Source organism: Halanaerobium saccharolyticum (genome assembly GCF_003053565.1).
Classification (GTDB): domain Bacteria; phylum Bacillota; class Halanaerobiia; order Halanaerobiales; family Halanaerobiaceae; genus Halanaerobium; species Halanaerobium saccharolyticum_B.
This window is the reverse complement of record NZ_QAXS01000005.1, coordinates 58,401-84,736: the sequence shown is the minus strand read 5'-3', so window position 1 is coordinate 84,736 and position 26,336 is coordinate 58,401. Positions and strand designations below refer to the sequence as shown.

Annotated in this window: 24 protein-coding genes, 1 tRNA gene and 1 other annotated feature; of the genes, 23 read left to right on the top strand and 2 right to left on the bottom strand. The window is 34.3% G+C overall.

Annotation, left to right across the window (positions count from 1 at the left end; translation table 11 throughout):
- Positions 1 to 4: 4 nt before the first annotated feature.
- Positions 5 to 523 carry a gamma carbonic anhydrase family protein gene (locus C8C76_RS03455; RefSeq protein ID WP_108138681.1) on the bottom strand — a complete coding sequence of 173 codons (519 nt, stop codon included), beginning with the start codon at positions 521 to 523 and terminating at the stop codon, positions 5 to 7.
- 140 nt (positions 524 to 663) lie between these two features.
- On the opposite strand from C8C76_RS03455, the gene nadD reads away from it, so the two are divergent.
- The 21 genes from nadD to holA all read left to right on the top strand — a co-directional run bounded on the left by nadD (position 664) and on the right by holA (position 22,623).
- Positions 664 to 1,266, top strand: a complete 603-nt coding sequence (gene nadD / locus C8C76_RS03450; RefSeq protein ID WP_108138679.1) for a nicotinate-nucleotide adenylyltransferase — start codon at positions 664 to 666, stop codon at positions 1,264 to 1,266.
- 4 nt (positions 1,267 to 1,270) lie between these two features.
- Positions 1,271 to 1,855 (top strand): bis(5'-nucleosyl)-tetraphosphatase (symmetrical) YqeK, encoded by a 585-nt coding sequence (gene yqeK / locus C8C76_RS03445; RefSeq protein ID WP_108138677.1) that lies wholly within the window; start codon positions 1,271 to 1,273, stop codon positions 1,853 to 1,855.
- 7 nt (positions 1,856 to 1,862) lie between these two features.
- The gene (locus C8C76_RS03440) at positions 1,863 to 3,026 is read left to right on the top strand and encodes an LCP family protein (protein WP_108138675.1); all 1,164 of its coding nucleotides are present in this window, start codon (positions 1,863 to 1,865) and stop codon (positions 3,024 to 3,026) included.
- A 15-nt stretch (positions 3,027 to 3,041) separates the two neighbouring features.
- A complete protein-coding gene (rsfS, locus tag C8C76_RS03435; protein ID WP_108138673.1) occupies positions 3,042 to 3,410 on the top strand; it encodes a ribosome silencing factor in 369 nt (122 codons plus the stop codon).
- A gap of 70 nt (positions 3,411 to 3,480) precedes the next feature.
- Positions 3,481 to 5,976, top strand: a complete 2,496-nt coding sequence (gene leuS, locus C8C76_RS03430; RefSeq protein WP_108138671.1) for a leucine--tRNA ligase — start codon at positions 3,481 to 3,483, stop codon at positions 5,974 to 5,976.
- 304 nt (positions 5,977 to 6,280) lie between these two features.
- On the top strand, positions 6,281 to 6,508 hold the full coding sequence (locus C8C76_RS03425) for a FeoA family protein (RefSeq protein ID WP_108138669.1): 228 nt from the start codon (positions 6,281 to 6,283) through the stop codon (positions 6,506 to 6,508).
- Positions 6,509 to 8,398, top strand: a complete 1,890-nt coding sequence (gene feoB, locus C8C76_RS03420; protein ID WP_108138667.1) for a ferrous iron transport protein B — start codon at positions 6,509 to 6,511, stop codon at positions 8,396 to 8,398.
- Positions 8,399 to 8,442: 44 nt separating this feature from the next.
- Positions 8,443 to 8,610, top strand: coding sequence for a hypothetical protein (locus C8C76_RS15055; protein WP_181248136.1), 168 nt, complete (start codon positions 8,443 to 8,445; stop codon positions 8,608 to 8,610).
- 106 nt (positions 8,611 to 8,716) lie between these two features.
- A complete protein-coding gene (locus C8C76_RS03415; RefSeq protein WP_108138665.1) occupies positions 8,717 to 9,172 on the top strand; it encodes a SoxR reducing system RseC family protein in 456 nt (151 codons plus the stop codon).
- Positions 9,173 to 9,197: 25 nt separating this feature from the next.
- Positions 9,198 to 10,559: an MATE family efflux transporter gene (locus C8C76_RS03410; protein ID WP_108138663.1), complete on the top strand. Its 1,362-nt coding sequence runs from the start codon at positions 9,198 to 9,200 to the stop codon at positions 10,557 to 10,559.
- A 91-nt stretch (positions 10,560 to 10,650) separates the two neighbouring features.
- Positions 10,651 to 10,855: a binding site (T-box leader), on the top strand.
- Positions 10,856 to 11,015: 160 nt separating this feature from the next.
- On the top strand, positions 11,016 to 12,005 hold the full coding sequence (argF, locus tag C8C76_RS03405) for an ornithine carbamoyltransferase (protein WP_108138662.1): 990 nt from the start codon (positions 11,016 to 11,018) through the stop codon (positions 12,003 to 12,005).
- A gap of 14 nt (positions 12,006 to 12,019) precedes the next feature.
- Positions 12,020 to 12,526 (top strand): GNAT family N-acetyltransferase, encoded by a 507-nt coding sequence (locus C8C76_RS03400; RefSeq protein ID WP_258222414.1) that lies wholly within the window; start codon positions 12,020 to 12,022, stop codon positions 12,524 to 12,526.
- Between the two features lie 185 nt (positions 12,527 to 12,711).
- Positions 12,712 to 14,127, top strand: a complete 1,416-nt coding sequence (gene selA, locus C8C76_RS03395; protein ID WP_108138658.1) for an L-seryl-tRNA(Sec) selenium transferase — start codon at positions 12,712 to 12,714, stop codon at positions 14,125 to 14,127.
- On the top strand, positions 14,128 to 16,044 hold the full coding sequence (gene selB, locus C8C76_RS03390; RefSeq protein ID WP_108138656.1) for a selenocysteine-specific translation elongation factor: 1,917 nt from the start codon (positions 14,128 to 14,130) through the stop codon (positions 16,042 to 16,044).
- 94 nt (positions 16,045 to 16,138) lie between these two features.
- Positions 16,139 to 16,237: transfer RNA gene (locus C8C76_RS15050), tRNA-Sec, on the top strand.
- A 98-nt stretch (positions 16,238 to 16,335) separates the two neighbouring features.
- Positions 16,336 to 17,559 carry a patatin-like phospholipase family protein gene (locus C8C76_RS03385; protein ID WP_108138654.1) on the top strand — a complete coding sequence of 408 codons (1,224 nt, stop codon included), beginning with the start codon at positions 16,336 to 16,338 and terminating at the stop codon, positions 17,557 to 17,559.
- Positions 17,552 to 17,758, top strand: a complete 207-nt coding sequence (locus C8C76_RS03380) for a hypothetical protein (protein WP_108138652.1) — start codon at positions 17,552 to 17,554, stop codon at positions 17,756 to 17,758. Before C8C76_RS03385 ends, C8C76_RS03380 begins: the two co-directional genes overlap by 8 nt.
- An 82-nt stretch (positions 17,759 to 17,840) precedes the next feature.
- Positions 17,841 to 18,455 (top strand): uridine kinase, encoded by a 615-nt coding sequence (gene udk / locus C8C76_RS03375; protein WP_108138650.1) that lies wholly within the window; start codon positions 17,841 to 17,843, stop codon positions 18,453 to 18,455.
- Positions 18,456 to 18,554: 99 nt separating this feature from the next.
- On the top strand, positions 18,555 to 19,193 hold the full coding sequence (locus tag C8C76_RS15310; RefSeq protein ID WP_108138648.1) for a helix-hairpin-helix domain-containing protein: 639 nt from the start codon (positions 18,555 to 18,557) through the stop codon (positions 19,191 to 19,193).
- Between the two features lie 68 nt (positions 19,194 to 19,261).
- A complete protein-coding gene (locus tag C8C76_RS03365) occupies positions 19,262 to 21,514 on the top strand; it encodes a DNA internalization-related competence protein ComEC/Rec2 (RefSeq protein WP_258222412.1) in 2,253 nt (750 codons plus the stop codon).
- 101 nt (positions 21,515 to 21,615) lie between these two features.
- Positions 21,616 to 22,623, top strand: a complete 1,008-nt coding sequence (gene holA / locus C8C76_RS03360; protein WP_108138644.1) for a DNA polymerase III subunit delta — start codon at positions 21,616 to 21,618, stop codon at positions 22,621 to 22,623.
- 134 nt (positions 22,624 to 22,757) lie between these two features.
- Here holA and rpsT read toward each other — a convergent pair whose 3' ends face one another.
- Complete coding sequence (gene rpsT / locus C8C76_RS03355; protein WP_108138642.1) at positions 22,758 to 23,018, bottom strand: 30S ribosomal protein S20; 261 nt, start codon at positions 23,016 to 23,018, stop codon at positions 22,758 to 22,760.
- Positions 23,019 to 23,275: 257 nt separating this feature from the next.
- Here rpsT and lepA point away from each other — a divergent pair, with 257 nt between their 5' ends.
- Entirely contained in the window at positions 23,276 to 25,063 is a 1,788-nt protein-coding gene (gene lepA, locus C8C76_RS03345) for a translation elongation factor 4 (RefSeq protein ID WP_108138638.1), read from the top strand.
- Entirely contained in the window at positions 25,056 to 26,279 is a 1,224-nt protein-coding gene (gene hemW / locus C8C76_RS03340; RefSeq protein WP_108138750.1) for a radical SAM family heme chaperone HemW, read from the top strand. Before lepA ends, hemW begins: the two co-directional genes overlap by 8 nt.
- Positions 26,280 to 26,336: the final 57 nt, after the last annotated feature.

Genomic DNA, 26,336 nt, shown 5'->3' with positions numbered 1-26,336 from the left:
TTTTTTATTTTATTTCTTCAATATTTTTCTGTTCAGCTGCCAGCTCAGCATAATGAACAGCATGCTGTTTTAATTCAATTATTTTTTCCTTAGTGATAGTTCTTATTATTTTAGCAGGTACACCTAAGACCAGACTTCCAGGTGGGATCTCAGCATTTTCCGGAACCACTGCCCCTGCCCCTACTATTGAGCCTTCACCTATTTGAGCTCCAGTTAAAATTGTAGCATTCATTCCAATCAGTGATTTGTTTCCAATTTTACAGGCATGAATTACCGCATTGTGGCCGATAGTCACATAATCACCAATTTCAACTCCCTGATTTTGCTCAACATGAAGTGTGGAATTTTCCTGAACATTAGAGTATTTTCCTATTTTGATTTTTGCCAGGTCAGCTCTAACAACAGTATTATACCAGATACTGCTGTGTTCGGATAATTCTACATTACCAATAACTCTGCTCCCAGGAGCAATAAAAACATTTTCAGCAACTGTGGGACTTTTCTTTTTTAATTTATAAAGCATATTTATAACCTCCAGTCGTTTAGCTCTAATTAATTATTTCTATTTAAAGCTTGAAACTCCTCTTTTAGAGGGTTATTTAACTTGCAAGCGCTCTTAAAATAATTTATAATTAAAGATGTATGAAATTAGAGGTGAAAAATATGCCAAAAAAAAGAGTGGCTATCTTTGGGGGAACTTTTGATCCACCGCACATAGGTCATTTTATTTTAGCAGAGCAGATTATTAATCGTTTTGAACTTGATAAAATAATATTTATGCCCGCAGGTAGACCACCACATAAAAAAGATAAAGAAATTTCACCAGATTATATTAGATTTGAAATGTTAAAATTAGCTGTAAATAAAAATGAAAAATTCAGTCTTTCTGACTGGGAATTAAAAAATGATGGTTTTTCATATACTGCCAAAACTCTGGCTCAATTTGTACCAAAGCTGGAGGCAGGAAAAGTTTTTTTTATAATTGGTGCTGATTCTCTGGCAGAGATTTTCAAGTGGAAAGAGCCTGATTATTTATTGTCAGAAGGTAAATTTATTGTTTTTAATCGACCGGGTTATGATCTTAAAGAAATTTTAAGTCAGCAGAGATATCAGCCATATCTAAAGAATGTTTTAACATATCAGGGCTTGAATATAGAAGTTTCCTCTTCCTTTATTAGAAGGGAATATAAAAAAGGAAATTCTATTCGTTATTTAACTCTGGATAAGATTGAAAAGTACATAGAAAAAAATAATCTCTACAGGTGATTGAATGACATTAAATAAGGAAAATTTAGCTTCAAACCTTGACTTAGAAAAAATAAAAGATTTACTTGGTGATGAAAGATATCAGCATACAAAGTTGGTGCTTAAGTCTGCCTTAAAACTGGCTGATCAGTTGGGCCTGGATTTGAAAAAGGTTGAGACTGCTGCTTTACTGCATGATATTGCTAAAAGCAAAAGTAGTGTTGAATTAAAAGAAATACTAAAAAATTCCAAATGGGAACCTGATCAGTTGGAGGCAGAGATTTTGCCGGTGCTGCATGCACCTGCAGGTGCTGTGCTGGCTGAAGAAATTTTTGGAGTAAATGATCCTGAAATTCTAGAGGCAATCAGGTTTCACACTCTGGGACATCCGGAGATGGGAAAAATTGCTCAGGTAATTTATGCTGCTGATTTTATTTCTGAAGATAGGGACTTTGTCGGTTTAGATGAGATCAGATCAAAAATTGAAATGAATTTTTATTTAGGACTTTATTTAATAACAACTCATATAATGAAATATCAACTTGAGAGAAATAATTTTATTCATCCATATTCGAATGATTTTCGAAATAAATTATTAAAAGAGAAGTGATTAATAAATGGTAGAAAAATTAACTGACTGGAAATATATAGCTTTAATAATATTTCTAGTTATTATCGGTGTTGCTATTCCTTTTTTGTGGAATGACGAATTAAGTCAGATTTCATCCAGTGGACCTTTTAAAGAAAATAAAGTTAACATTCTGGCTGTAGGTTATGACTCTGATATTAATGGAGCTTCCAGAGCAGATACAATAATTTTAATCAGCCTTGATGTAGAGACTAATGAGGCAGGACTGGTTTTTCTGCCCCGAGACACTTATATAAATTCTAATAAAAGAAATTTCACTAAATTAAATTCTTCTCATGTCTATGGGGGGATTAAATTAACTCAGGAAACTGTAAAAGAGATGTTGAATATTGATATAGATTATTATCTGGAAACAGACTTTAGAGGTTTTGAAAAAATAATTGACCGCCTGGGAGGAGTAGAGATTAATGTTTCTCGACATTTAAATTATGTTGATAAAGCAGGAGGACTCTACATTGATATCCCGGCAGGTCAGCAGACATTAAATGGGGAAGAAGCTTTAGAATATGTTCGTTATCGTGATGCAAGGGGAGATATTGGAAGAATTGAAAGACAGCAGAAGTTTATAGATGCTGTTTTAGCAAAAGTTCTTTCTCCAGCAATAATTACTAAAGTTCCTGGAATAATGAAAGAAGTTAATGAAGCAGTTAATACCAATATTCCGATTCAGGATATAACTCCATTTTTGAATACAGCTAAAAAGATTAATTTAAACCAGATTGAATCAAAAATGCTGCCCGGTAAAGCAGAATATATTAATGGAATTAGTTACTGGGTACCTGATATGCAGGAAGCCGAAATTATGGTTGATAATTTGATCAGAAATAAATCTTATATTAAGAACAAAGAATATAATTTAAAAGTTCTTAATGGTGTTGGGGAGTCAGGAGCAGCTTCAAATACAGCCGGGCTGTTAGAGAAATATGGATTTAATATTTCAACTATTGGTAATGCAGATAAATATGATTATGATAGTTCTGTTGTTAAATATTATAGTGAAGAAGATGCAGAAACTGCTGCTAAGGTTGCAGAATTACTTGGTGGTAAGACCGAATTTATAGAGGAAGCAGAAGAAGAGTCAAATAAAAAATTAGAAATTATAGTGGGAGCAGGCTATGAGAAGTCTGTTTAAGGAGGAATTTATTAAATGTCAGATTTAAGTATTAAGGATATTGCTCTAATCGCTGCTGATGCAGCTGATGATAAAAAAGCAGAAGATATAGAGGTTCTAAATGTTCAGGGTTTAACTGTAATTGCAGATTATTTTGTGATCTGCAGTGGTAATTCTGATCAACAGGTCAGAGCTATAGCCCGAGCAGTTGATGAGAAATTATCTGAAAAAGGAATTGAACCCAAAAGAATGGCAGGAATGGATGATGCCAAATGGGTTTTAATTGATTATGCAGATGTAATTGTTCATGTTTTTCAAAAAAGAGAAAGAGAATATTATGACCTTGAGCGTCTCTGGTCAGATGCAGAAAAAATTCTGCGTCAGAGTGATGGAGAAGAAGAGTAGTTTGATCGGAGTTTAATTTAATTTTGATTATATAGAAAAAATTTTAACTTAATGAGGAGAGTGAAGATCTTTGCAGGACTATTATCCGTTTCAAGAAGTAGAGAAAAAGTGGCTTAAAAACTGGGAAGACTCAAATTTACATAAAACTGGAGATGATCCAGATAAGGAAAATTATTATGTTTTAGAAATGTTCCCTTATCCATCTGGTAATTTACATATGGGTCATGTAAGGGTTTATTCTATTGGTGATGTTATTGCCCGCTATAAGCGAATGAAGGGCTATAATGTGCTTCATCCTATGGGCTGGGATGCTTTTGGACTGCCTGCAGAAAATGCAGCAATTAAGCATGGAAATATTCATCCGAAGGAATGGACCTGGGATAATATTGCTCATATGAAAGAACAGATGAAGGCTATGGGTTTAAGTTATGACTGGGATCGAGAGGTAACTACAGCAGCAGAGGATTATTATAAGTGGACTCAGTGGTTTTTTACTCAGATGTTTAATGATGATTTAGCTTACCGAAAAGAATCTACTGTTAACTGGTGCCCCAGCTGTGAAACAGTACTGGCAAATGAGCAGGTGGTAAATGAAGCCTGTGAGCGCTGTGGTACAGAGGTGGATAAAAGAGACTTAGAGCAGTGGTTTTTAAAGATTACTGATTATGCAGAAAAACTCTTAGATGATCATGAACTTTTAGATGGCTGGCCAGAAAAGGTAAAAACAATGCAGAAAAACTGGATTGGCCGTAGTGAAGGTACAAGAGTTACTTTTGAACTGCCTGAACTTGATAAAGAATTAGAGGTGTTTACAACCAGACCTGATACCTTATTTGGAGCTACTTATATGGTCCTTGCTCCCGAGCACCCTTATGTAAAAGAATTATCAGAGGGTACCGACAAAGAAGAAGAGGTTGAAGCCTTCGTTAAAAAGGCTAAAAAACAGAAAGAACAGGAGAGGACTTCAGCTGATTCTGAAAAACTTGGTCTCTTTACAGGTGCCTATGCAGTAAACCCTGTAAATGGCGAAGAAATTCCTATTTATATAGCAAACTATGTTTTGATGAGTTATGGAACCGGTGCAATAATGGCTGTTCCAGCTCATGACCAGCGTGACTTTGATTTTGCCCGTAAATATGGTATTGAAATTAAAGCAGTTATCCAGCCTGAGGATCAAAAAGAAGAACTGGTTGGTTCTGAGATGGATGAGGCTTATGCTGGCCCAGGACATTTAATTAATTCTGGTAAATATAATGGTTTAAGTGTAGAAGAAGCCTTTGATAAAATGGCAGAAGATTTTTCAGAGGCGGGTTTTGTGGAAGTTGAAACTAATTACAGGCTGCGTGACTGGTTAATTTCTCGTCAGCGCTACTGGGGAGCTCCAATTCCTATTGTTTACTGTGAGGAATGTGGCCCGGTTGCAGTACCTGAGGAAGATCTACCGGTTAAACTGCCCCATGATGTGGAATTTTCTCCAACTGGAGAATCACCACTTAAAAAAGTAGATAGTTTTGTTAACACCACCTGTCCGGAGTGTGGGGCTCCTGCAAAGCGCGAAACTGATACTATGGATACCTTTGTTGATTCCTCCTGGTATTTTATGCGCTATGCAGATCCAAAAAATGATAAACTTCCATTCAGCAAGGAAAATGTAGATCAGTGGTTCCCTGTTGACCAGTATATAGGTGGAATTGAGCATGCAATTTTACATTTATTATATGCTCGTTTCTTTACCAAAGTTGTCCATGATATGGATTTAACTGATCATGTTGAGCCTTTTACAAACTGGCTGGCTCAGGGTATGGTGCTTAAAGATGGTGCTAAAATGTCTAAATCCAAAGGAAATGTTGTTGATCCTAAGGATATTTTAGCAGAATACGGTGCAGACACTGCCCGCTTATTTATCCTTTTTGCTTCACCACCTGAAAAAGATTTAGAGTGGAGTGATAAGGGAGTTGAGGGTGCTGACCGCTTCTTAAATCGTGTCTGGCGCTTTGTTACTGAAAATCTTGAACTGATTAAGAATTCTAACACTGAACTTAATCCAGATAACCTGGATAAAGAAGCCAAAACACTTTACCGCACAATGCATGCCAGTATCAAAAAAGTGACAGAAGATGTGGGTCAGAGATTGAACTTCAATACAGCAATCAGTGCGATTATGGAATTAACTAATGAGGTTTATTCTTATCTAAATGATCGCAGTCAGGAAGATACAGATACTGCTCTAATAGAAGAGGTTGCAGAAAACATTGTACTTTTACTGGCACCATTTGCTCCCTTTATTACTGAAGAATTATGGGAATACTTAGGTAAAGAAGGAAATGTACACAGAGCAGAGTGGCCTTCCTTTAATGAGGAAGCTCTTAAAAAAGATGAAATTACAATTGTAATTCAGGTTAATGGTAAGGTTAGAGATAAGATTAATGTTGCTGCAGATGCTGACGAAGATGAGGTAAAAGAAAAGGCTATGCAGGCAGAAAATATAAAGTCCTATCTTGAAGATGGTAATTTAGTTAAGACAATCTATATTCCTAAAAAGTTAGTGAACCTGGTTGTAAAATAATGTACATGCACCGGGTACCACCCGTATTATGTCGAAATAAACCGAAAATAGAATAGACAATAAATTAATTCTCGATAGTTTTTAAATTGCTGTCGAGAATTTTTTTATAGTATAATATTAAGTTATAGAGCAATTAATAATCGTTGTTAATAAAGGAAAGATAAAAGTTTTATTTCAGTAAATATGTTGACTTTGAAAATCGTTTTCAGTATAATAAAGTTAAGTAAAGTAATTTGCTTATAATAATAATTTTATTATAAATGAAATTTAAAAGACTAATCAGAGCAGCAGGAGGTAATAATTAATGACATTAGTTGACATGAAAAATGGTCATAAATTTATTATAGATAAAATTGATGATAAACAAACTCGTTTACAGGCACTTCGCTTTGGTATCAGTGAAGGATCTGAAATTGAGTGTGCTGGCTCAATGCCAGGTGGACCTGTTATTTTAAAGAAAAATCTACAGGAAATTGCAATTGGCAGAAGAACTGCCGAAAAAATTAGCGTTAAGAAAAAAGGAATGGTTTAATTGAACGACTGCAGTCAAATTGAAATTGACCAGGAACTGCAGGCTGATAAAAAAATTGTGCTGGCTGGAAATCCTAATGTTGGGAAATCTATTTTTTTCAATTACCTGACAGGAATTTATGTCAGTGTTTCAAATTATCCCGGGACTACCCTTGATATCAGCAGTGGCAAAATGGGTGATGCTGTTGTTTTTGATACTCCAGGAGTTTATGGAGTTGGTTCCATAAATGATGAGGAGAGAGTAGCCAGGGATTTTATTATGTCTGCAGATATCATAATTAATGTTGTTGATGCCAGTCACTTAGAGCGAGATTTATTTTTAACTCAGCAGCTGCTGGATATGGATAAAACAATGATTGTTGCTCTTAATATGATGGACGAAGTAGAAAAAAATAATATTTCAATAGATATTGATGCTTTAGAGGCAGAGCTTGGGGTTCCTGTTATTCCAACGACTGCTGCCAAGAATAGAGGTTTAGACAAGGTCAAACACGCTGTTGATAAAGCTAGAAAAGGAAATAGTATTTTTAATAATGGTCAGGCTGAAAATCATGCTCAGGCCTTTAAAAATATCAAAGAAGAATTTAGAGAGTTAAATAAAAAAACGGCAAATACTGCCGATACTCTAATGCTTTTAGAAGAAGATGAGAATATTCGCTGCCAGTATGATAGTCTGGCTTCAATTTCAGATTATAGAGAGGAAATATATACAGCGCGCCGTCAGCGGGTTGATCAAATTACAGCTGAGGTTCTAAGTTATGATCAGGAAAGTGGTCAGTTAGCCCGTAAAATCGGAGCCTATATGTTAAAACCAGTGACAGCTGTTCCCCTGCTTTTAGTTTTACTTTATTTAATTTATCAATTTATAGGTGTTTTTGTTGCTCAAACTGTAGTTGGAATTACAGAAGAAATGATTTTTGTTGAAACATATGAACCATTTATGCGGGGGATAATCAGCAGTACCATTGGTTTAGATAATTTTATTGGTGAGCTTTTAGCCGGAGAATACGGTATTTTAACTATGGCAGTAACTTATATTTTTGGACTGCTTCTGCCACTTGTGGCCGGATTTTATTTTCTACTTTCAATTTTAGAAGATTCGGGTTATCTACCCAGGATTGCAGTTTTAATGGATCGAATGCTGCAGAAAATAGGTTTAAATGGTAGGGCAATTATTCCGATGCTGCTGGGCTTTGGCTGTGTTACTATGGCTACTATTACAACCCGCCTGCTGGGTACAAAAAGAGAAAGAATTATTGCAATTTTTCTTTTGGGACTGGCAATTCCCTGTTCAGCTCAGCTGGGTGTTATTGCAGGTTTAATAGCTCAACTTGATCTTTTTTATGTAATTGTTTATGTGCTGGCAATTTTTGCGGTTTATGTTCTGGCCGGTACTTTTTTAAATAAGGTTCTACCTGGAGAATCAAGTGACTTATTGATTGATTTACCACCAATTAGACTACCTGATTTAAAAAATGTTTTGAGTAAAACTTATCAGCAGACAGTAGCTTTTGTTAAAGAAGCAGGTCCGATTTTTGTGCTTGGGGCAGCTTTAATTACAGTTATGGAAGCTACAGGCCTGCTGGCTTTAATCACCAGGGCAGCGGAACCGGTAACTGTTAACTGGCTGGGTCTGCCTGCTGAAGCAGCAACTGCATTTGTGATGGGAATAATTCGCCGTGACTTTGGAGCAGCAGGTTTAACTGCTATTGCCTTAAGTCCAGCTCAGATAACTGTTGCTTTAATCACCTTAACTCTTTTTGTTCCCTGTATTGCAGCAATGATGATTATGGTTAAAGAGAGAAACTTTAAAGAAGCAGTCTATATCTGGTTTGGAAGCTGGATTACTGCCTTTATAACAGGTGGTCTGGTTAACCTTTTAATTTTTTAAAAGCTGGTCTTAAAAAGTTGATTTAAACTTTTAAGGAGGTTAGGATGGATAATTGTGATCTAAACTTAAAGCCCAAAAATGATGAAGCTAAGAAAATTGTCTGTTCAAACTGCGGTTATCAGATGAAAGAATTTAAATCAATTAAATGTCCCCGCTGTAACAGCTATTTATTTAAAAAGTGCAGTGAATGTAATAAATGCTCTTTATTTTAGATCTGGTTTTTGTTAAAATATAGCTGGGTTAAGTGAAAAAAATCAACCTGGAGTTTAGATGATTAGATTAAAGTAAAATAATTAATTGAAGAAAGAGTGGTTTTTAATGAAAGAAAGAGCAAGAGTGATAAAAAAGAAAAATGGTCAGAGCCTTGTTCAAATTATAAGAACTTCTGCCTGTAGTCACTGTGACGAAAAATGTATGCTGGCAGATGACTCACATGAGGTAGAGGAGATGGAAGTTTTAGTTAATGATCCTATTGGAGCAGAAGTGGGTAGTATGGTCGAACTCGAAATGGGAGCCAGACCTATTTTGTTTTCTGCTTTTGTAGTTTATCTACTTCCATTAGTCGCTATTATAGCCGGTTATTTTGCCGGCAGCAGTTGGTTTAGTTCTTTTATCAGTAGTGCAGAAATAGCCGGAATTATTGGCTCTGGACTTGGCTTTTTATTATCATTTGCTTTACTGAGAATTTTTGATAAAAAAGCAGGTTCAAAAAGTTATTTTCACCCGGAAATAACAAGAGTTGTAACCCATAACGGATTTTATTATGATAATTAATTAGATATAAACTGAAGGTGATCAGGTGGCAGCAGATAATAAAGCATTAATTAACGAAGATAGTTCAACCAAAAAAGTAATATTTAAGCTTGCCTGGCCGGTAATTGCCGAACAGTCTCTGGCAACAATCACTCATATTGTTGACATGATGATGGTCGGTAGGCTGGGAGCTTCTGCTGTGGCTGCAATTGGTTTAACCATGCAGCCTGTATTTTTTTCGACAGCTTTAGCTTCAGCCCTCGGAGTGGGAACTACAGCTTTGGTTTCTAGATTTGTAGGTTCAGATGAGAACAAAAAAGCAGCTTCAGTCCTGCAGCAGTCAGTACTGCTGTCCATTATTTTTTCAGTGGTTTTTGCTGCTATTTTTTATATTTTTGCTCCTGTTTTATTGACTTTAATGGGAGGAGAGGCAGAGGTTATCAGACTCGGTTCTGGTTATCTTAGAGTTATGACCCCTGGTTTTGTTTTTATGGTTCTGGCTTTTATAGTTACTGCGGCATTAAGAGGCGCTGGAGAAACCAAAACACCAATGAAGGTTAATATCCTGGTAAATATCTTAAATATTTTAGGTAATTATCTTTTTATTTTTGGTAATTTTGGTTTTCCCAGACTGGGAGTAAATGGAGCCGCTCTGGCAACAACTCTTGCCAGATCAACCGGAGGAATTATTTTACTGGCCTTAACTTTTTCTGATTTTAGTGTTTTAAAAATGAAATTAAAAGGATTTTTTAGTTTTGATCTTGAACTAACAAAAAGAGTTTTACGGATTGGTTTACCGACAGCAATGGAAGAATCAGTAAGAAGACTGGCTCAGCTTTTATTTGTCAGAGTTATCGCATCTCTGGGTACTACTTCTTTTGCTGCTCATCAGATTTCTTTAAATGCGGAATCAATTTCTTATATGCCTGGTTTTGGAATTGCAGTTGCAGCAACAACCATAGTTGGCCAAAATCTGGGAGCAAAAAATCCAACTGGAGCTGAAAAAGGAACATTCGAAGCCTGGAAAATAGGTTCAATGATTATGGGCTTTATGGCAGTAGTTTTTTTAATTTTACCGGAACAATTAATTAGATTATATACAGCAGACCCGGAAATAATTTCAAAAGCTGCTTTGAATTTAAGAATTATTGCTCTGGCACAAATTCCAATGGGAACTCACTTTATTTTTTCCGGTGCTCTGAGGGGAGCCGGAGATACAAAAGCAGTTTTTTACTCTACAGCTATCTCAACCTGGATTTTCCGTCTGCTTTTAGGATATGTCCTAGTTCATCCTCTGGGCCTTGGTCTGCTTGGCGCCTGGACAGCAATGGTGATCGACTGGACTGTTAGAGGAAGCTATGTATTTTATAGATTTAAAAAAGGAAATTGGAAATTAATTGATGTTTAGATGTTATCAGAATATTTTTACTTTTTTAAAAAACTTGCATTTTTAGCAGCTCGGCTATATAATAATAAAAAATAAGTTTTATGATAAAATAACAAATCCAGTGAATGAGAGAGTAAAAATAATTTTGTTTTAAAGCAAGGTGGAGTAGCTGAAAGTCCGCCAACAAAATATTTTGAAGCGCACTCAGGAGGAGCTCTACTGAAGCTAATAGGTAGAGACGTATGACGCGTTAAGTTTTAGAGTGGTCAGTTTACTGGCAACTAGAGTGGCAACACGGGTAATTCCTCGTCTCTTTTAAATAAGAGTGCGGGGTTTTTTTAGTTTATATAAGTTTTTTGAGCATTAGAGCAGTTTTTTTAAGATTAAATTTTAGTAATTTAAATTATTAAAGTAAATGAAGTTAGTCAGCAGGGAAGAATATTTTGAGGCCAGCGAGAATTCAAGGAGGAGATAATTATGGCTTATAATTTAAAGGGAAGAAATTTATTAACACTTAAAGACTTTTCAAAAGAAGAAATCAACTATTTAATAACTTTATCTGAGGACTTAAAATCTAAAAAGCGGGCGGGAATCAGTGGGAATAGTCTGGCAGGAAAAAATATTGCCTTGATTTTTGAAAAACCTTCTACTAGAACCAGATGTGCTTTTGCGGTTGCGGCAAAAGATGAAGGTGGAATGCCCGAATATCTTGGCAAAAATGATATTCAGCTTGGAAAAAAAGAAACGGTAGCCGATACAGCCAGAGTTTTAGGAAGAATGTTTGATGGAATTGAGTTTAGAGGTTATGAACACGAAACAGTTGAAATTTTAGGAGAATATGCAGGAGTTCCCGTCTGGAATGGGTTAACCGATCTTTATCATCCAACTCAAATCTTAGCCGACTTTTTAACTCTTAAAGAAAACTTTGGTAAATTAGAAGGGCTAAATCTTGTTTATACAGGTGATGGACGCAATAACATGGCAAACTCTCTGATGGTAGGTTCAGCAATCATGGGTGTTAATTATACTATAGCTGCTCCTAAAGAACTGTGGCCGGAGCCAGAACTGGTAGAAGAATGCAGAGAGTTAGCAGCTGAGTCGGGAGCCAAAATAGAATTAACAGCTGATATAAAAACAGGAGTTAAGGGAGCAGATGCAATCTATACAGATGTCTGGGTTTCAATGGGAGAAGAATCAGAATTTGAAAAAAGAATTGAACTTTTAACTCCCTATCAGGTTAATATGAAGATGATTGAACTGACAGAAAACCCCAATGTAATATTTTTACACTGTCTTCCTGCCTATCATAATACAGAAACTGAAAATGGCAAGAAAATATTTGAAGAATACGGGTTGGAAGAAATGGAAGTCACAGATGAGGTTTTTGAAAGTAAATACTCTAAAGTTTTTGATCAGGCTGAAAATAGGATGCATACCATTAAAGCTGTCATGACAGCTACATTATAGGGGTGATTTAATTGATGACAGCAGTAAGTAAAAAAAGCAATTATAAATGCAGAGAGGGCGTTTTAGCTGATGCAGAAGCAATTCATATTTTAATGCAGCGGGCTTTTGCAGACTACGCAAAGAAAAAAAATAAAGAAAATGATGGAGAAAAGGTTATTAATTCTGCTTTAAGAGAAGAACTGGAAGCTGTAAAAGCAGATTTAAATAATAATATTGTTCTGGTTCTTACTAATGGTGATGAGATAATTGCCTCACTCAGACTGGAAGAAATTAGTGAGAAAAGATATCTGCTCAAGCGTTTTGCAGTTTCACCTGTCTATCAGAATCAGGGGCTGGGAACGATGCTTTTTCAGCAGGCAGTGGACAAATTAAAGGAGTTAAATGCACATTATCTTCAGCTGTATTCTTCTTTAGAAAATGAAAAATTAATCTGCTTTTATCAGGGGCTTGGTTTTAACTGTCTGGAAACAGATCACAGCAAAGGTTATGAGCGTGGGCTCTGGGTAAAAACAATTAAATAAAATTTGTCGAAATTCCCTCGACAAACTTCATTTTAAATAATTAAGTATTATTTAAGAATGGAGAAGCTAGAAACCCACTCTGTTTGCGAGCAGAGTGGGTTTCCTGTTTTTTAATTATTTAAAGGGATTAGCCTATTTTGAAAGAATTATTATAAATAGTAATCACAAATTTTGGGGGTATTTATATGCAGAAAAAAGAGCTTTTAAAATCTATCCCGGCTGTTAATGATTTTTTGGCTGCTCCGGAGGCAGAAGAAATAATAGATGAATATAGCAGAGATAAATTTTTACAATTATTGAGAAAAGAACTGGATAATATCCGCAGTGAAATTCTTAGTTCGGATTTTGAAGTGGATAATTTTAATTTAAATCATCTAAATGTCAAATATATAATAAACAACATTGAAAAAAAATTAAAAATAAAATCTGAAGCAGGGTTAAAAAAAGTTATTAATGCTTCCGGGGTAATAGTTCATACCAATCTCGGCAGATCAAATTTAGCAGCAGAAGCTTTAAAAAAAGTTTTGGAAATTGCAGAAAATTATTCGACACTGGAATTTGATCTAGAAAAAGGTGAAAGAGGATATAGATATAATAAGGTTAAAGAGCTGTTGAAAGACTTAACTGGTGCCGAATCAGCTGTAGTTGTTAATAATAATGCAGCAGCGGTAATGCTTGTTTTAACAGCTCTGGTACAGAGGAAGGAAGTAATAATTGCGCGGGGAGAAATGGTTGAAATTGGAGGGTCCTTTAGAATTCCTGAGGTAATGGAAAATAGTGGGGCTCTTTTACAAGAAGTTGGCTCAACCAACAGAGTTTATAGTGCAGATTACGTAAATGACATTAACGAAAACACCGGGGCTCTAATCAAGGTACATACAAGTAATTACAGGGTGCAGGGTTTTACTCATACTGTCAGCTCAAAGGAATTAGCAGAAACAGCTCACAGTCACCAGCTTCCACTGATAGAAGATCTGGGCAGTGGAATTTTATTCGACTTAAGTGACTATGGACTTCCCTATGAACCAACTGTAAAAGAAAAAATTGAAGCCGGGATAGATGTGCTGACCTTTAGTGGTGATAAGCTGCTTGGTGGGCCACAGGCTGGAATTATTGCCGGTAAGGAGCAGTATATCAGTCAAATTGAAACTCACCCTTTGATGCGGGCACTGCGTGTTGACAAAATGACTCTGGCTGCCCTGGAAGAAACGCTCAAGCTTTATTATGACTTTGAGAAGGCAGTAAAAAGAATTCCAACTTTAAATTTAATAACAGAAAGCAGTGAAGTGGTAAAGAAAAGAGCTTTAAAATTAGAGTCTAAAATCAATAAAAAAGATGCTTTCAAAGTTGAATTGATAAAAACAGCAGCTAAAATTGGTGGTGGAGCATACCCTTTAAATAAATTTGACAGTTACGGACTCAAGCTCAGCTTAGAACAGAAAAGTACAGAAGCATTTATTTCAGAGCTGAGAAAGTTTGAAACTCCAGTAATTGCAAGAATTCAGGCTGATAAAGCTATTTTTGATTTAAAAACAGTAAAAGATGAAGAAATTGAGCTGCTGGCAGACTCAATAAATCAAGTACTGGCGGAGGTGTTTTAATTGGATAATAATATAATCGTGGGTACGGCAGGTCATATTGATCACGGAAAAACAACTCTGATTAAAGCTCTAACTGGAGAAGATACTGACCGCCTGCTTGAAGAAAAAGAAAGAGGAATTTCTATTGAACTTGGTTTTACTCATCTGCAGAATGAGGAAACAGATTTACTGAATTTAAATCTTGGCATAGTTGATGTTCCGGGGCACCAAAAGTTTGTTAATAAAATGCTTGCAGCGGCCGGTGGTATTGACCTGGCTTTAATTGTAGTAGCAGCTGATGAAGGGGTGATGCCTCAGACAAAAGAACATCTTTCTATTTTAGAACTGATGGGAGCTGAAAAAGCTATAATTGTTATCAGCAAAAAAGATCTGGTAGACTATGAGTGGCTGGAGCTGGTGAAACTTGATATCCTGGATCAGTTTGAAAACACCTTTGCAGAAAATGCTGAAATGATTACTGTATCTGCAGTTAATGGTGAAGGAATTGCAGAGTTAAAAACAAAAATTATTGAACTGGCTTCTAATACTAAAGTGAGCTCAAATTCTGAAATACCCTACTATCCGATTGATAGAGTTTTTTCTTTAAAAGGGCAGGGAACAGTTGTTACAGGAACTCTCTTTAAAGGAGAGCTTTTTGAAGGTCAGGAATTAGAATTATATCCTTCAGCAAAAAAATTAAAAATTAAAAGTATGGAAAGTCATCAAAAAAAATTAAAAAAGGTTAGTTCTGGCAGCAGAGTTGGAATTAATCTCAATTATCCTGATAAAAATGAAATTAAGCGGGGTGATGTTATCTCAACGGCTGATTCTTTGATCAGCACTAATTTTTTGGAAGCCAAACTTAAAGTTCTTAACTCAATAAATTTTAAAATTGAAAATGGGGATAGAATTCATTTTCACACCGGGACTACAGAAGTGATGGGAACTATTAACCTTTATGGGGAGCAGGTAGCTTTTCCAGGAGATGAAATCTTTATTAAAATAAAACTTGATCATAAAATATCACCTTATTATAGACAGAAATTTGTGATCAGACGTTTTTCTCCACTTGATACTATAGGTGGCGGTGAGATTTTGGAAATTGATCCACCCCCAAGAAGAAAAATTAATCCAGAAAAATTAATTGCTCATCTTAATTTATTAGAAGAAGCAGATCTTAAAACTGCTCTGGAATTATTTATAAAAAATAAGACTGGATCAGCGGCTGAACTTATTCAATTAAAGAAAAAGACTGCCCTAAAAATCGAAAAAATCTTAGAATTACTTTCAGATTTAAAAGAGGAAAATAAGATTTTTGAACTTAAAAATGACAGCAGTTTTATCCACACAGATAATTTCAAGAAAGTAGAAAAAGATATAAAAGAAATTGTAAATGATTATCATCAGCAGCACAGACTTGAAGCTGGAATTACCAGGGAAGAAATTCGCTCGCGTTTGGATTTTGATTTAACTAAAAAGGAGTTGGATCAAGTATTAGAAATATTGACTACCGGGAAGCTTCTTCAGGAAAAAGATTCTTTAATTACTGCTTCAAATTTTAGAGTTCAGCTGACAGAAAAAGAAAAAAAACAAAAACAATTTATTTTGGACAAAATTAACAGCAATTATTTTTCTCCTCCCACCAGAAAAGAACTGTTAGCAGAGAATGAAAATTTGGAAGCTGTAATAAATTATCTTGAAGATAATTCTGAAATAGTACGTCTGGATCAGGAACTGTATTTTGATAAAGATATTTTTTCAAAACTGCAAAAATTATTAAGAAAATATTTTAGAGAAAATGAAAGTATTGAGCTGGCAGAGTTTAGAGATTTAATTAACAGCAGCCGCCGTTATGCTCTAGTACTCTTAGAAAAATGTGACCAACTTCAGCTTACTCTTCGCAGAGGGGATCTCCGCTATCCTGGTAAAAATTTATAGCTGATAGAAAATCCTGCTGAAATTGCAGCTCTCTTTTAAGATAACTGCTTGAATAACTGGAAATATCATGTTAAAATTATAGAAGAAAATATCTGGGAGTGGCTGTGTCCATGGTGGACATCGTAGACTTCAAATCTAATGGCAGGCAGGCGGACCTGTCTGTGGTGGGTTCGATTCCCACACATTCCCGCCAGTTGACTGCAGTCGGGGGACTGTAGTTTATTTTTATTTAAGCATAATTTTTTCTATTATTTTTATATATTACTAAATATAGGCAAAGAGGGGATTTGGATGTATGGACTGGTGCTCGAAGGCGGGGGAGCTAAAGGTGCCTATCATATTGGTGCTCTAAAAGCTCTAAAAGAATTAAATATTGAAATTGAAGCAGTTGCCGGCACCTCTATTGGTGCAATAAATGGTGCTATGTTCGTTCAGGATAAGTTAGATATTGCCTATGATTACTGGTATAATATATCCACTTCTAAAGTTTTGGATATAGAAGATAAATATTTATCTGAGTTTTTAAATTTAAGTATTAACCAAAATAATTTGTCATATTTCATCAGCAAAGCCAGAGAGGTATTTCAAAATAGAGGTCTGGACAATTCATTTTTACGGAATATTTTAGAGGAAAATATAGATGAAGCAAGCTTAAGAAAATCAAAAATTGACTTTGCGATAGTTACCCTTTCTTTGAGTGATTTAAAACCTCTTGAATTATTTTTGGAGGATATTCCTGAAGGTAAGGTTGTTGATTATATAATGGCCAGTTCTTATCTGCCTGCATTTAAAATGCAGCGGATTGATGGTAAAATTCTATTAGATGGTGGCTTTTACGAAAATCTACCAATAAAGACTCTTCAAAACAAGGGCTATAAAAAATTAATTGCAATTAGAACTTATGGTCTGGGAGATATAGAAAAAAAGACTGATGAAGATAAAGAATTGATATTTATTAATCCCAGTCAGGAACTTGGAAGAATGTTAAACTTTGATCAGCAAAATGCTCGTAAAAATATTAAGATGGGTTATTATGATACCTTAAGATATTTTAAAGAATTAGCTGGAGACAAGTATTATTTAAATATTAAAGAAAATGAAAGTTATTTTATTGATTATTTATTGAGCCTTGATAGAGAAATTATTAAGAAACTTTTAAAGCAGTTATCACTGGCAGAGGAGCCCTATCTTCGTTCATTTTTTGAAAATTTAATTCCTAAGCTGGTAAATTTACTGGAAATTGATTATCAGTCCAGTTATACGGTTATTGTAATCAGATTATTGGAGGAACTGGCTGCTTCTTTAAATATAGATAGATATAAAATATACAGCTTTGAAGAATTATTAAAATCTGTCCGGGCAAACTATCAGAAACAGGATAAAAGTCTTGCCAAAAAACTGCCAGCTTTTATTAAAACCAGTAATTTGCTGCCCGGGCAGTTAAAAAAAGATTTACTGATAGATATTGCAGAGAAGTTATTTATTCAAACAGGGGGAAGCAATTCTAATGAATAAAGAAAATGAAGAAAAAATAATAAAAGCTGAGGCTGAAATGATCAGGGAATTAAGAAAAAGAATTTATGGTAAAAGTGATGCAGGACCAGATTATCCTTATTCTGAGCAGAGCTGTATTTTTTGTGGGGCTGAATCAGAACTAAAGGAATATAAAAATTCTTATATCTGCAGAAAATGCCTGGCTGATATTAAAAATTAGGCTGAATATTAAATTTTATTTAGAAATTATTTTTGGGAAAAGTAGAAAGAAAACAAATAAAACCTATAAAGGAGTTAACTGAATGAGTTCACTTTTAATTGGAATAGCAGGAGGAACTGCTTCTGGAAAAACTACACTTGCCAGAATTTTAAAAGATTCTTTTCAGGATAAAGTAACGATTTTAAAACATGATTATTATTACTATGACCGCAGTCACTTTAAGGTTGCTGATCATAAAATAAACTTTGATCATCCTGATTCTTTTGAAACTGATCTGCTGGTAAAACAGCTGCGCGAATTAAAGTCTGGCAGGTCAATAGAAAGACCGGTTTATTCTTATAAAACAAATGAGAGATTGGAACAAAAAAAGGAAGTTAAACCGGCACCAATAATTATTGTAGAGGGAATTTTGATCTTTCATTATGAAGAATTAAAAGATCTTTTTGATTTAAAAATATATGTAGACACAGATGCTGATATCAGATTGCTGAGAAGAATCAGTAGGGATATCAAGGAAAGAGATAGGACATTTGAATCTGTTAAAAATCAGTATTTGAGAACTGTAAAACCAATGCATCAAAAGTTTGTAGAACCAAGCAAATATCAGGCTGATATTATTATTCCTCATGGTGGTTTAAATGAAATAGCCAATGACTTGATAATCAAAAAAATAAAAGATCATCTAAGCAAGATTTAATCCATAGCAGCTGCAGCTGCTATATTTTTTTAATAAAAATGTAAAAAAATTACAGGAAATCTAAATTTTATCTAGAATAAGAATTTAGGAGGTGTAAATATGTACAGAAATAAAAAACTAATCTTTGTTTTCTTAGCAGCCTTATTATTGGTATTTGGGTATTATATTCAGGAGGGAGAGAAAGTTACTGAGCTGGATTCAAAAAACAATTTGCAGGTTTTAGAAACAGGAAGTTTTCCGCAAAATGCTTCTGCTGAGCCAGCAGATAAAAGCATAGTAGTTCATCTTGCGGGAGCTGTTAAAAATGCTGGAGTTTATAAATTAGATAAAAATGACAGACTTGTTGATTTGATTAAAGCTGCCGGTGGACTCACAGAAAACGCTGATTTAACCAAGTTAAATTTAGCTGAAAAATTATTTGATGGACAAAAATTAATAGTAGCAGATAAATCGAAAAATAATGATTTTGAAAAAATTGGTAATTCAAACATTGAAAGTACTGAAGAAATAGTGATTGGCAATTATTCGAACTCTAAACATAGTTCATTAATTAATATCAATCAGGCCAGTCAGAGTCAGCTAGAAGAGCTGAGTGGAATTGGACCCTCTAAAGCAGCAGCAATTATAAAATATAGAGATGAAAATAGTTACTTTTCCAGCAAAGAAGACTTATTAAAAATAAGTGGTATTGGAGAAAAAACACTGGAAAATATCAGAAATGAGATTGTTTTACAGTGAAAATTCAGAGAAGACCAGCCTTATACCTAGCCTTGTCTTTAATCACTGGAATTTTAGGCAGTTATTATTTGCTTAATTATAATCAGCTTAAAATTTTAAAATTGATAATTTTAGCTGAGATAATTTATTTATCATATTTTACAGTTTTCAATTTTAAAAAAAGCAAGAAATCAGTTTATATCTGGCTCACAATCTTTTTTCTTATCCTGGGGAGTATTCTTTATGCTTATCAGGAATACAAATATTACAGCAGTTATTCCTGTATTAATTTTGCAGAAAATGGTTTATGTCAGGTGCTGGCTGAAATCAAATTTGATCTGGGGGATCTGGAAGGAGATCAGGTTTTACTTAAGCTCCACTCTATAAACGGAAAAAAGATTAAATATGGAAAAGTAATTGTGGCTTCTAAGCAGTTAAAAACTTTTAATGATGGTGATTTAGTAAGTTTAGAAATGGATTTAAGCAAACCTGCCTCAGCTTTAAATCCGGGAGGATTTTCCCATCTTGAATATTTAAAAAAGAAAGGTGTATATTTACAGGGGTGGAAGCCCCATAAGATCATTTTAATTAAAGAAAATGAATCTTTAATGAATCCAATCATTAAATTCAAAAAAACTCTTTTAGATAATATAAATCAGCTGTTTTCTGAGGATAAAGCTGCTTTTATTAAAGCAATTTTACTGGGGGAAAGAGAATATCTAAGTTATGAGCAGCAGTCACTACTCAGAAATGCAGGTGCCAGTCATCTTCTTGCTATCTCGGGTCTGCATATGGGAATTTTAATTTTAAGTTTTTCCTTTGTTTTATTTAAAATCTGTGCTAATAAAAAAACAGCTCTCTGTCTGCTCAGCTTTTTAACTTTTCTTTATATAATTCTGGTTGGGGCAGCGGTTTCAATCATTAGAGCAGCCTTATTAGCCTTATTATTTCTATGGTCAGATCAGTTTGAGAGAGAAGGAGATTTTTTAAATATTATTTCCTTAACACTGATTATTAATCTTATCTTAGACCCTCTAACCTTATTTACCGTTTCACTGCAGCTGTCCTATCTTCTTGTACTTGCATTATTTTATCTTACTCCGTTATTTAATAAATTTTTTCCAGTTTATTTCGCTGTTTCTTTTTCGGCTCAAATAGCTTCTCTGCCCATAACTGGCTATTATTTTAATGAATATTCATTTATTGCTTTAATTACAAATCTCTGGGCTATCCCTTTAATTACAGTTTTGCTGCCCTTTATATTAATTTTGATTTTACTTTCTTTATTAAGTTTAAATTTCATCCTGCCAGCGGCTTTATTAGCTGAACTGGGTCTGGAAATTTTATTTAAAGGACTGAAATTAATGGTTTCAATTCAGGGGGATACTCTGGTTATTGCCCAGCCAGAATTATTTATGGTTATTTTATACTATCTACTTTTATTTAGTTTACCCTATATTTATCAAAAAAGATATATTTATCTTAAAGCTAAAAATTTTAAAATCTGGCAGTGGATTGTTCCCGGTTTACTAATTTTAATAATCAGCTCATTTTTTTTGAGTCCAGTCTCTAAAAATTTAGAAATTGATTATCTGGCTGTTGGTCAGGGTGATGGAATTTTTATTCAATTCCCAAATGGAGAAAATATGCTGATTGATACAGGTCCACCAGGGAGTGAAGGCAGGAATGTTGAATACAGCATTATATCCTATCTAAACTATCTAGGAATTAAAACAATCGATTATTTAATGATCAGTCATTTTGATGCAGATCATGCCGGTGGAATCCCCCATCTGCTTCAGCGAAAAGAGATTAAAACAATTTTAATTCCTCCCTATAAAGAACCAACAGCTCTGCATATTCAGCTGGCAGCAGGCAGTAAAAAAGAAAGTCAAATTAATTTTTTGACCGCTGGGATGGTTTTTGAAATTTCTGGCTGCCAGGTTAAAGTGCTGAATCCTGAATTAAATAAGTTAAGTGAAGATAGAAACGAAAACTCATTAGTTTTTTTATTAAAACATCAAAATAGCAATTTCTTGTTTACCGGTGATTTATCTGCAGCAGGAGAAGAAATGATAGTCAAAAACTATAATTTACCTAAAATAGACATTCTTAAAGCTGGTCATCACGGCAGCAAAACTTCGAGCAGTAAATTCCTATTGGAGGAGATTAAACCGAAGCTGGCAGTAATCTCTGTTGGTAGAAATAATTTTGGCCACCCTTCTAAAGAAGTTATCAATAGATTTGATAATTTAAATATAAAATATCTGCGGACAGATCAGAGAGGAATGATTAAGGTGATTTCTGATGGTCAGAAAATTTATCTCGATACTTTTAGATAAAAAATCAGGCTGATTAAAACTAATTGACTGGAGAGGCTGCCTAAAATATGTTAAACTATATTAACAGACTAACTAGTTTATAATTATTGAGGTGGAAGTAAATGGATTTAGAAGGATTTATAAAAAATGAGCAGAAAGCAAAAAAATTATATTATATTTATGCAGAAAACTCATATTTAAGAAATAAATTTAAAGAAAAATTTATAGATAAATTTGTACCCGAAGCTATAAGGGATTTTAATCTTTCTTATGTTAACCCTGGTGATGATTATTTAAAAAGACTATCTAATGCTGTTCAGACTCCACCAATGGGAGCAGAAAAGAGATTTGTTATTTCTCATTTTAGTGAGGATGACTCTCTAAAAAAGGAAGAAAAACAGAGGTTGCTGAAAATCTTTCAAAATTTAAATCAGAGCACCACCCTTATATTTTTAACAGCAAATAAGGTAGATAAAAGAAAAAAATTCTATCTGACTTTAAAAAAAATTGCTGAATATCAGGAATTTGAAACTCCCCGCTATCGTGATCTGGACAGGTGGATTAAAGAGCGCTTTAAAAAGTATAATAAAAAAATTGACAGCCAGAGTGTAAAAATGCTGGAAAACATGTTCAGCAATAAGCTGGAAATATTAAACAGTGAGATAGAAAAGATTGTCACTCGCTATCCGGATAAAGAGAAGATTTCTTACTATGATTTAAAAAATATAATTAGCAGAGAAAAATTTTTAGAAGATGAAGAAATATTTAATTTTTTAGATCTGATAGGGGACAAAAAAACTGACCAGGCTCTTTTGACTTTAAAAGAAATGCTGAATAAGGGAGTTTATCCACTTTATTTACTAACAATGCTCAAAAATCAAATTGAGCTTTTAATGCAGGTTAAATTTTACAGTCAATATACTCATGATAATCGCAAAATAGCTAAGAAGATAAATAAACATCCCTACCCTGTAAAAAAAGCAATGCAGCGGAGCAGAAATTTCACTCAAAAAGAGCTGGAAAATATATTAGAAGAGATCCTGAGAGCTAATTATCACTTTTTAACAGGTTATTATCCAGATCAGAACACTGCTTTAGAAATGATTATCATCAAATCAATTGCATATTAAAATCTAGATAAAAAAATCCAGCCTCCTAAAATCGATAGGGGCTGGATTTTTTTAGACAAACAAAAAACTCATCCAGCTGGATGAGTTTAATAATTTAAAAGATAGCTATCTTTTAGATAAATTTTAATTTTTAATTACATATTATTATACATCTTTGTGAGGCGGGATTTTTTGCGGGCTGCGTTGTTCTTATGAATAATATTTCTTGTTACAGCCTTATCGATGACCTTTTTAGTCTCTTTTAACTGTTCTGCAGCAGCTTCTTTGTCCCCTGCTTCAACTGCTTTTTCCATATCCTTAATCACATTTTTTAATCTATCTTTCCATTCGCGATTTTGAGCAGTTTTCTTTTCTGTTGTCTTAACTCTTTTCTTAGCAGATTTAATAATAGGCATCTAACTTCACCCCCTCTTAAAAGTAAGTATTTATACTCTCAGACTTAATTTGCAACATTTCAATTTTAACATGTTGTTTCCTAAAATGCAAGAGTTAAATTCAAAAAAAGCCATGAACAGAAAGAGTTTAAAAATTTTGAACACAACTGGCTGTTCAAAAAGAGAATTGATTAATCAGCTTAAGTATAATATAATTAAAGTGCTGTGGATATTAATTTTTGTCCAGCAAAATGATTTATTAAAAGGAGGAAGTCTTTTTGCAGACCGATAAAATTAGAAACTTCTGCATAATAGCTCATATTGATCACGGGAAATCGACTCTTGCTGATCGTATGTTAGAATATACAGGAACTATTACAGATCGTAAAATGCAGGAACAGGTATTAGATAAAATGGATTTAGAAAGAGAAAGAGGAATTACAATTAAGGCTCAGGCGGTGACTATTGAACATCAGGGCTATGAACTTAATTTGATTGATACACCGGGCCATGTTGATTTTGCTTATGAGGTATCAAGAAGCCTTGCCGCCTGTGAAGGAGCTCTTTTAGTAATTGATGCTGCTCAGGGAGTAGAAGCTCAGACAATGGCTAATATTTATCTGGCCTTAGAGCATGATTTAGAGATTATTCCAGTTATTAATAAAATTGATTTACCATCAGCTAACCCTCAGCGGGTCAAAGAACAGCTTTTGGATATTGGTATTGATCCGGATGAAGCTATCTTAGCCAGTGCTAAAGAAGGGACAAATATTGATCAGATACTGGAAGCAATTATTGAGCGGGTTCCAGCTCCTTATAATGGAGAAAACCAGCCTTTAAAAGCTTTAGTCTTTGATACACTCTATGACTCCTATCAGGGGGTAATTGCCTATGTTAGAGTTATGGAAGGCTCAGTAAAAAAAGGTGATAAAATTTTATTGATGTCCAATCAGAAAAGTTATGAGGTTGATGAGGTTGGATTTTTTAGTCCTGCCATGCAGAAAAAAGACGAGTTAAGCTCTGGAGAAGTTGGTTATATTATCTCCGGGATTAAAGATGTTAGAAACTGCCGGGTGGGAGACACAATCACTTTAAAAAATAACCCTGCTGCTAAAGCACTTCCTGGTTATCAGAAGGTTCAGCCGATGGTATTTAGTGGTCTTTATCCGACTGATAATGCCGATTATGAGGTTTTAAAAGAAGCTTTAGAAAAACTGCAGTTAAATGACGCTTCTTTCACCTTCGAACCAGAAACATCTGAAGCTTTAGGATTTGGCTTTCGCTGTGGATTTTTAGGGCTGCTGCACATGGAGGTTATTCAGGAAAGACTGGAGAGAGAATATGATCTTGATCTGGTGATTACTGCTCCCAGTGTGGAATATCAGATTATTAAAAAGAATGGGGAAGAGCTGAGAATAGAAAATCCAGCTGCTTTTCCAGAACAGAGTGAAATTGATAAGATAAAAGAACCTTTTGTGACTGCTGAAATTCACCTGCCGGAAGAATATGTTGGTCAGGCAATGGAGCTCTGTCAGGATAATCGCGGTGAATTTAAAGATATGCAGTATATAGATCAGGACCGGGTTACCTTAAAATATGAAATGCCCCTGAGTGAAATTATAACTGACTTTTTCAATCAGTTAAAATCAAAAACCAGAGGTTATGCAACCTTAGATTATGAATTAGAAGGCTATAAAGAGTCTAAGCTAGTTAAACTTGACATTCTTATTAATAAAGAAGTTGTTGATGCACTTTCTACAATTGTCCATGATGAAAACTCATATCAGCAGGGAAATGCCCTTGTAAGAAGATTAAAAGAAGTTATTCCCCGCCATATGTTTAAAGTTCCAATTCAGGCTGCAGTCGGTGGGAAAATTATTGCTCGAGTAAATATTCCAGCGATGCGGAAAAATGTACTGCAGAAATGTTATGGTGGAGATGTCAGCCGTAAAAGGAAATTATTAGAAAAGCAAAAAGAAGGTAAAAAGCGGATGAAACAGGTTGGAAGTGTAGAGATTCCTCAGGAAGCATTTATGACAGTTTTAGAAAGGGATGAAAATGCCTAATTTAAATTTTAGTTTAGCCAATGCTTTATATATTCACCTTCCTTTCTGCAGCAGCAAATGTCCTTACTGTGATTTTTATTCAGTTAAATACTCCAAACAGAGGGTGGACCTTTACTGGTTCGCCCTTTTTATGGAATTAGAAGAATTATCTCAAAAAGTTAATAATAATTTACTGCAGACAATATATATTGGAGGAGGAACTCCTTCATTAATAGAACCTTTTTATATCAGAGAACTGATAAAAAAAATTAAGAAAAATTTTAAGCTTATTCCGACTGCTGAAATTACAGTGGAGGTTAATCCTGCTTCAATTAATGAAGATAAGATTATTGGCTTAAAGAGAGCCGGGGTTAATAGATTGAGCGTTGGAATTCAAAGTTTTAATGACCAGCATTTAGATTTTTTGGGACGAAAAAGCAGTTCAGAGAAGAACAAAAAAATTTTAACTTTGATAGATCAATATTTTGGTAATTACAGTGCTGATCTGATTTTTGCTCTGCCGGAACAGAGCTTAAATGAATTTGCTGATGATTTAGAGACCATGCTTAGTTTTAAACCACCTCATATTTCATTATATAATCTTGAGATCCACGAAAACACACCTTTTTATAAGCGTTATCACAGTGGTGAACTAAAGTTACCCTCGGAGGAGCTGGATGCAGAGATGTATGAGCTGGCTGTAGATAACTTAAAAGCTGCTGATTATCAGCACTATGAAATTTCTAATTTTTCTCAGAGAGGTTATAGGGCCAGACACAACTATCTTTACTGGTTATTTGAACCTTATTTAGCTCTTGGACCAGGAGCAGCAGCTTTCGACGGCAGCTGCAGATCCCAGAATATTGCTGATCTCAATCAATATTTAGATCATTATAATCCCCAAAAAAGAAGTTTTAAAGAATTGATAAGTGATGGAGCAGCAGATAATTCAAATCTGTTTCCCCCTAATATTGAATCAAAAATTAGGACTTTAAACTGTCTTGAGCCAAAAGAAAAGATGGCCGAATATTCTTTTCTGGCCTTAAGAACGGCCCAGGGATTATTTTATCATAAATTTTATAGTCAATTTAAAGTTGGAGTTAAAAAAGTTTTTAAAGAGGAGATTGAAGAATTGAAATCAAAGCAGCTAATAAAGGAAGGAAATGAGAGAATTTATTTAACAGAGCGGGGAAAAGAATTAGCAAACGAAGTTTTCTTAAAATTTCTGCTTGATTAATTCCAATTAAAATTTGACAAAAAAAAATCAATATGTTATTTTATTATTAGCTGTTAG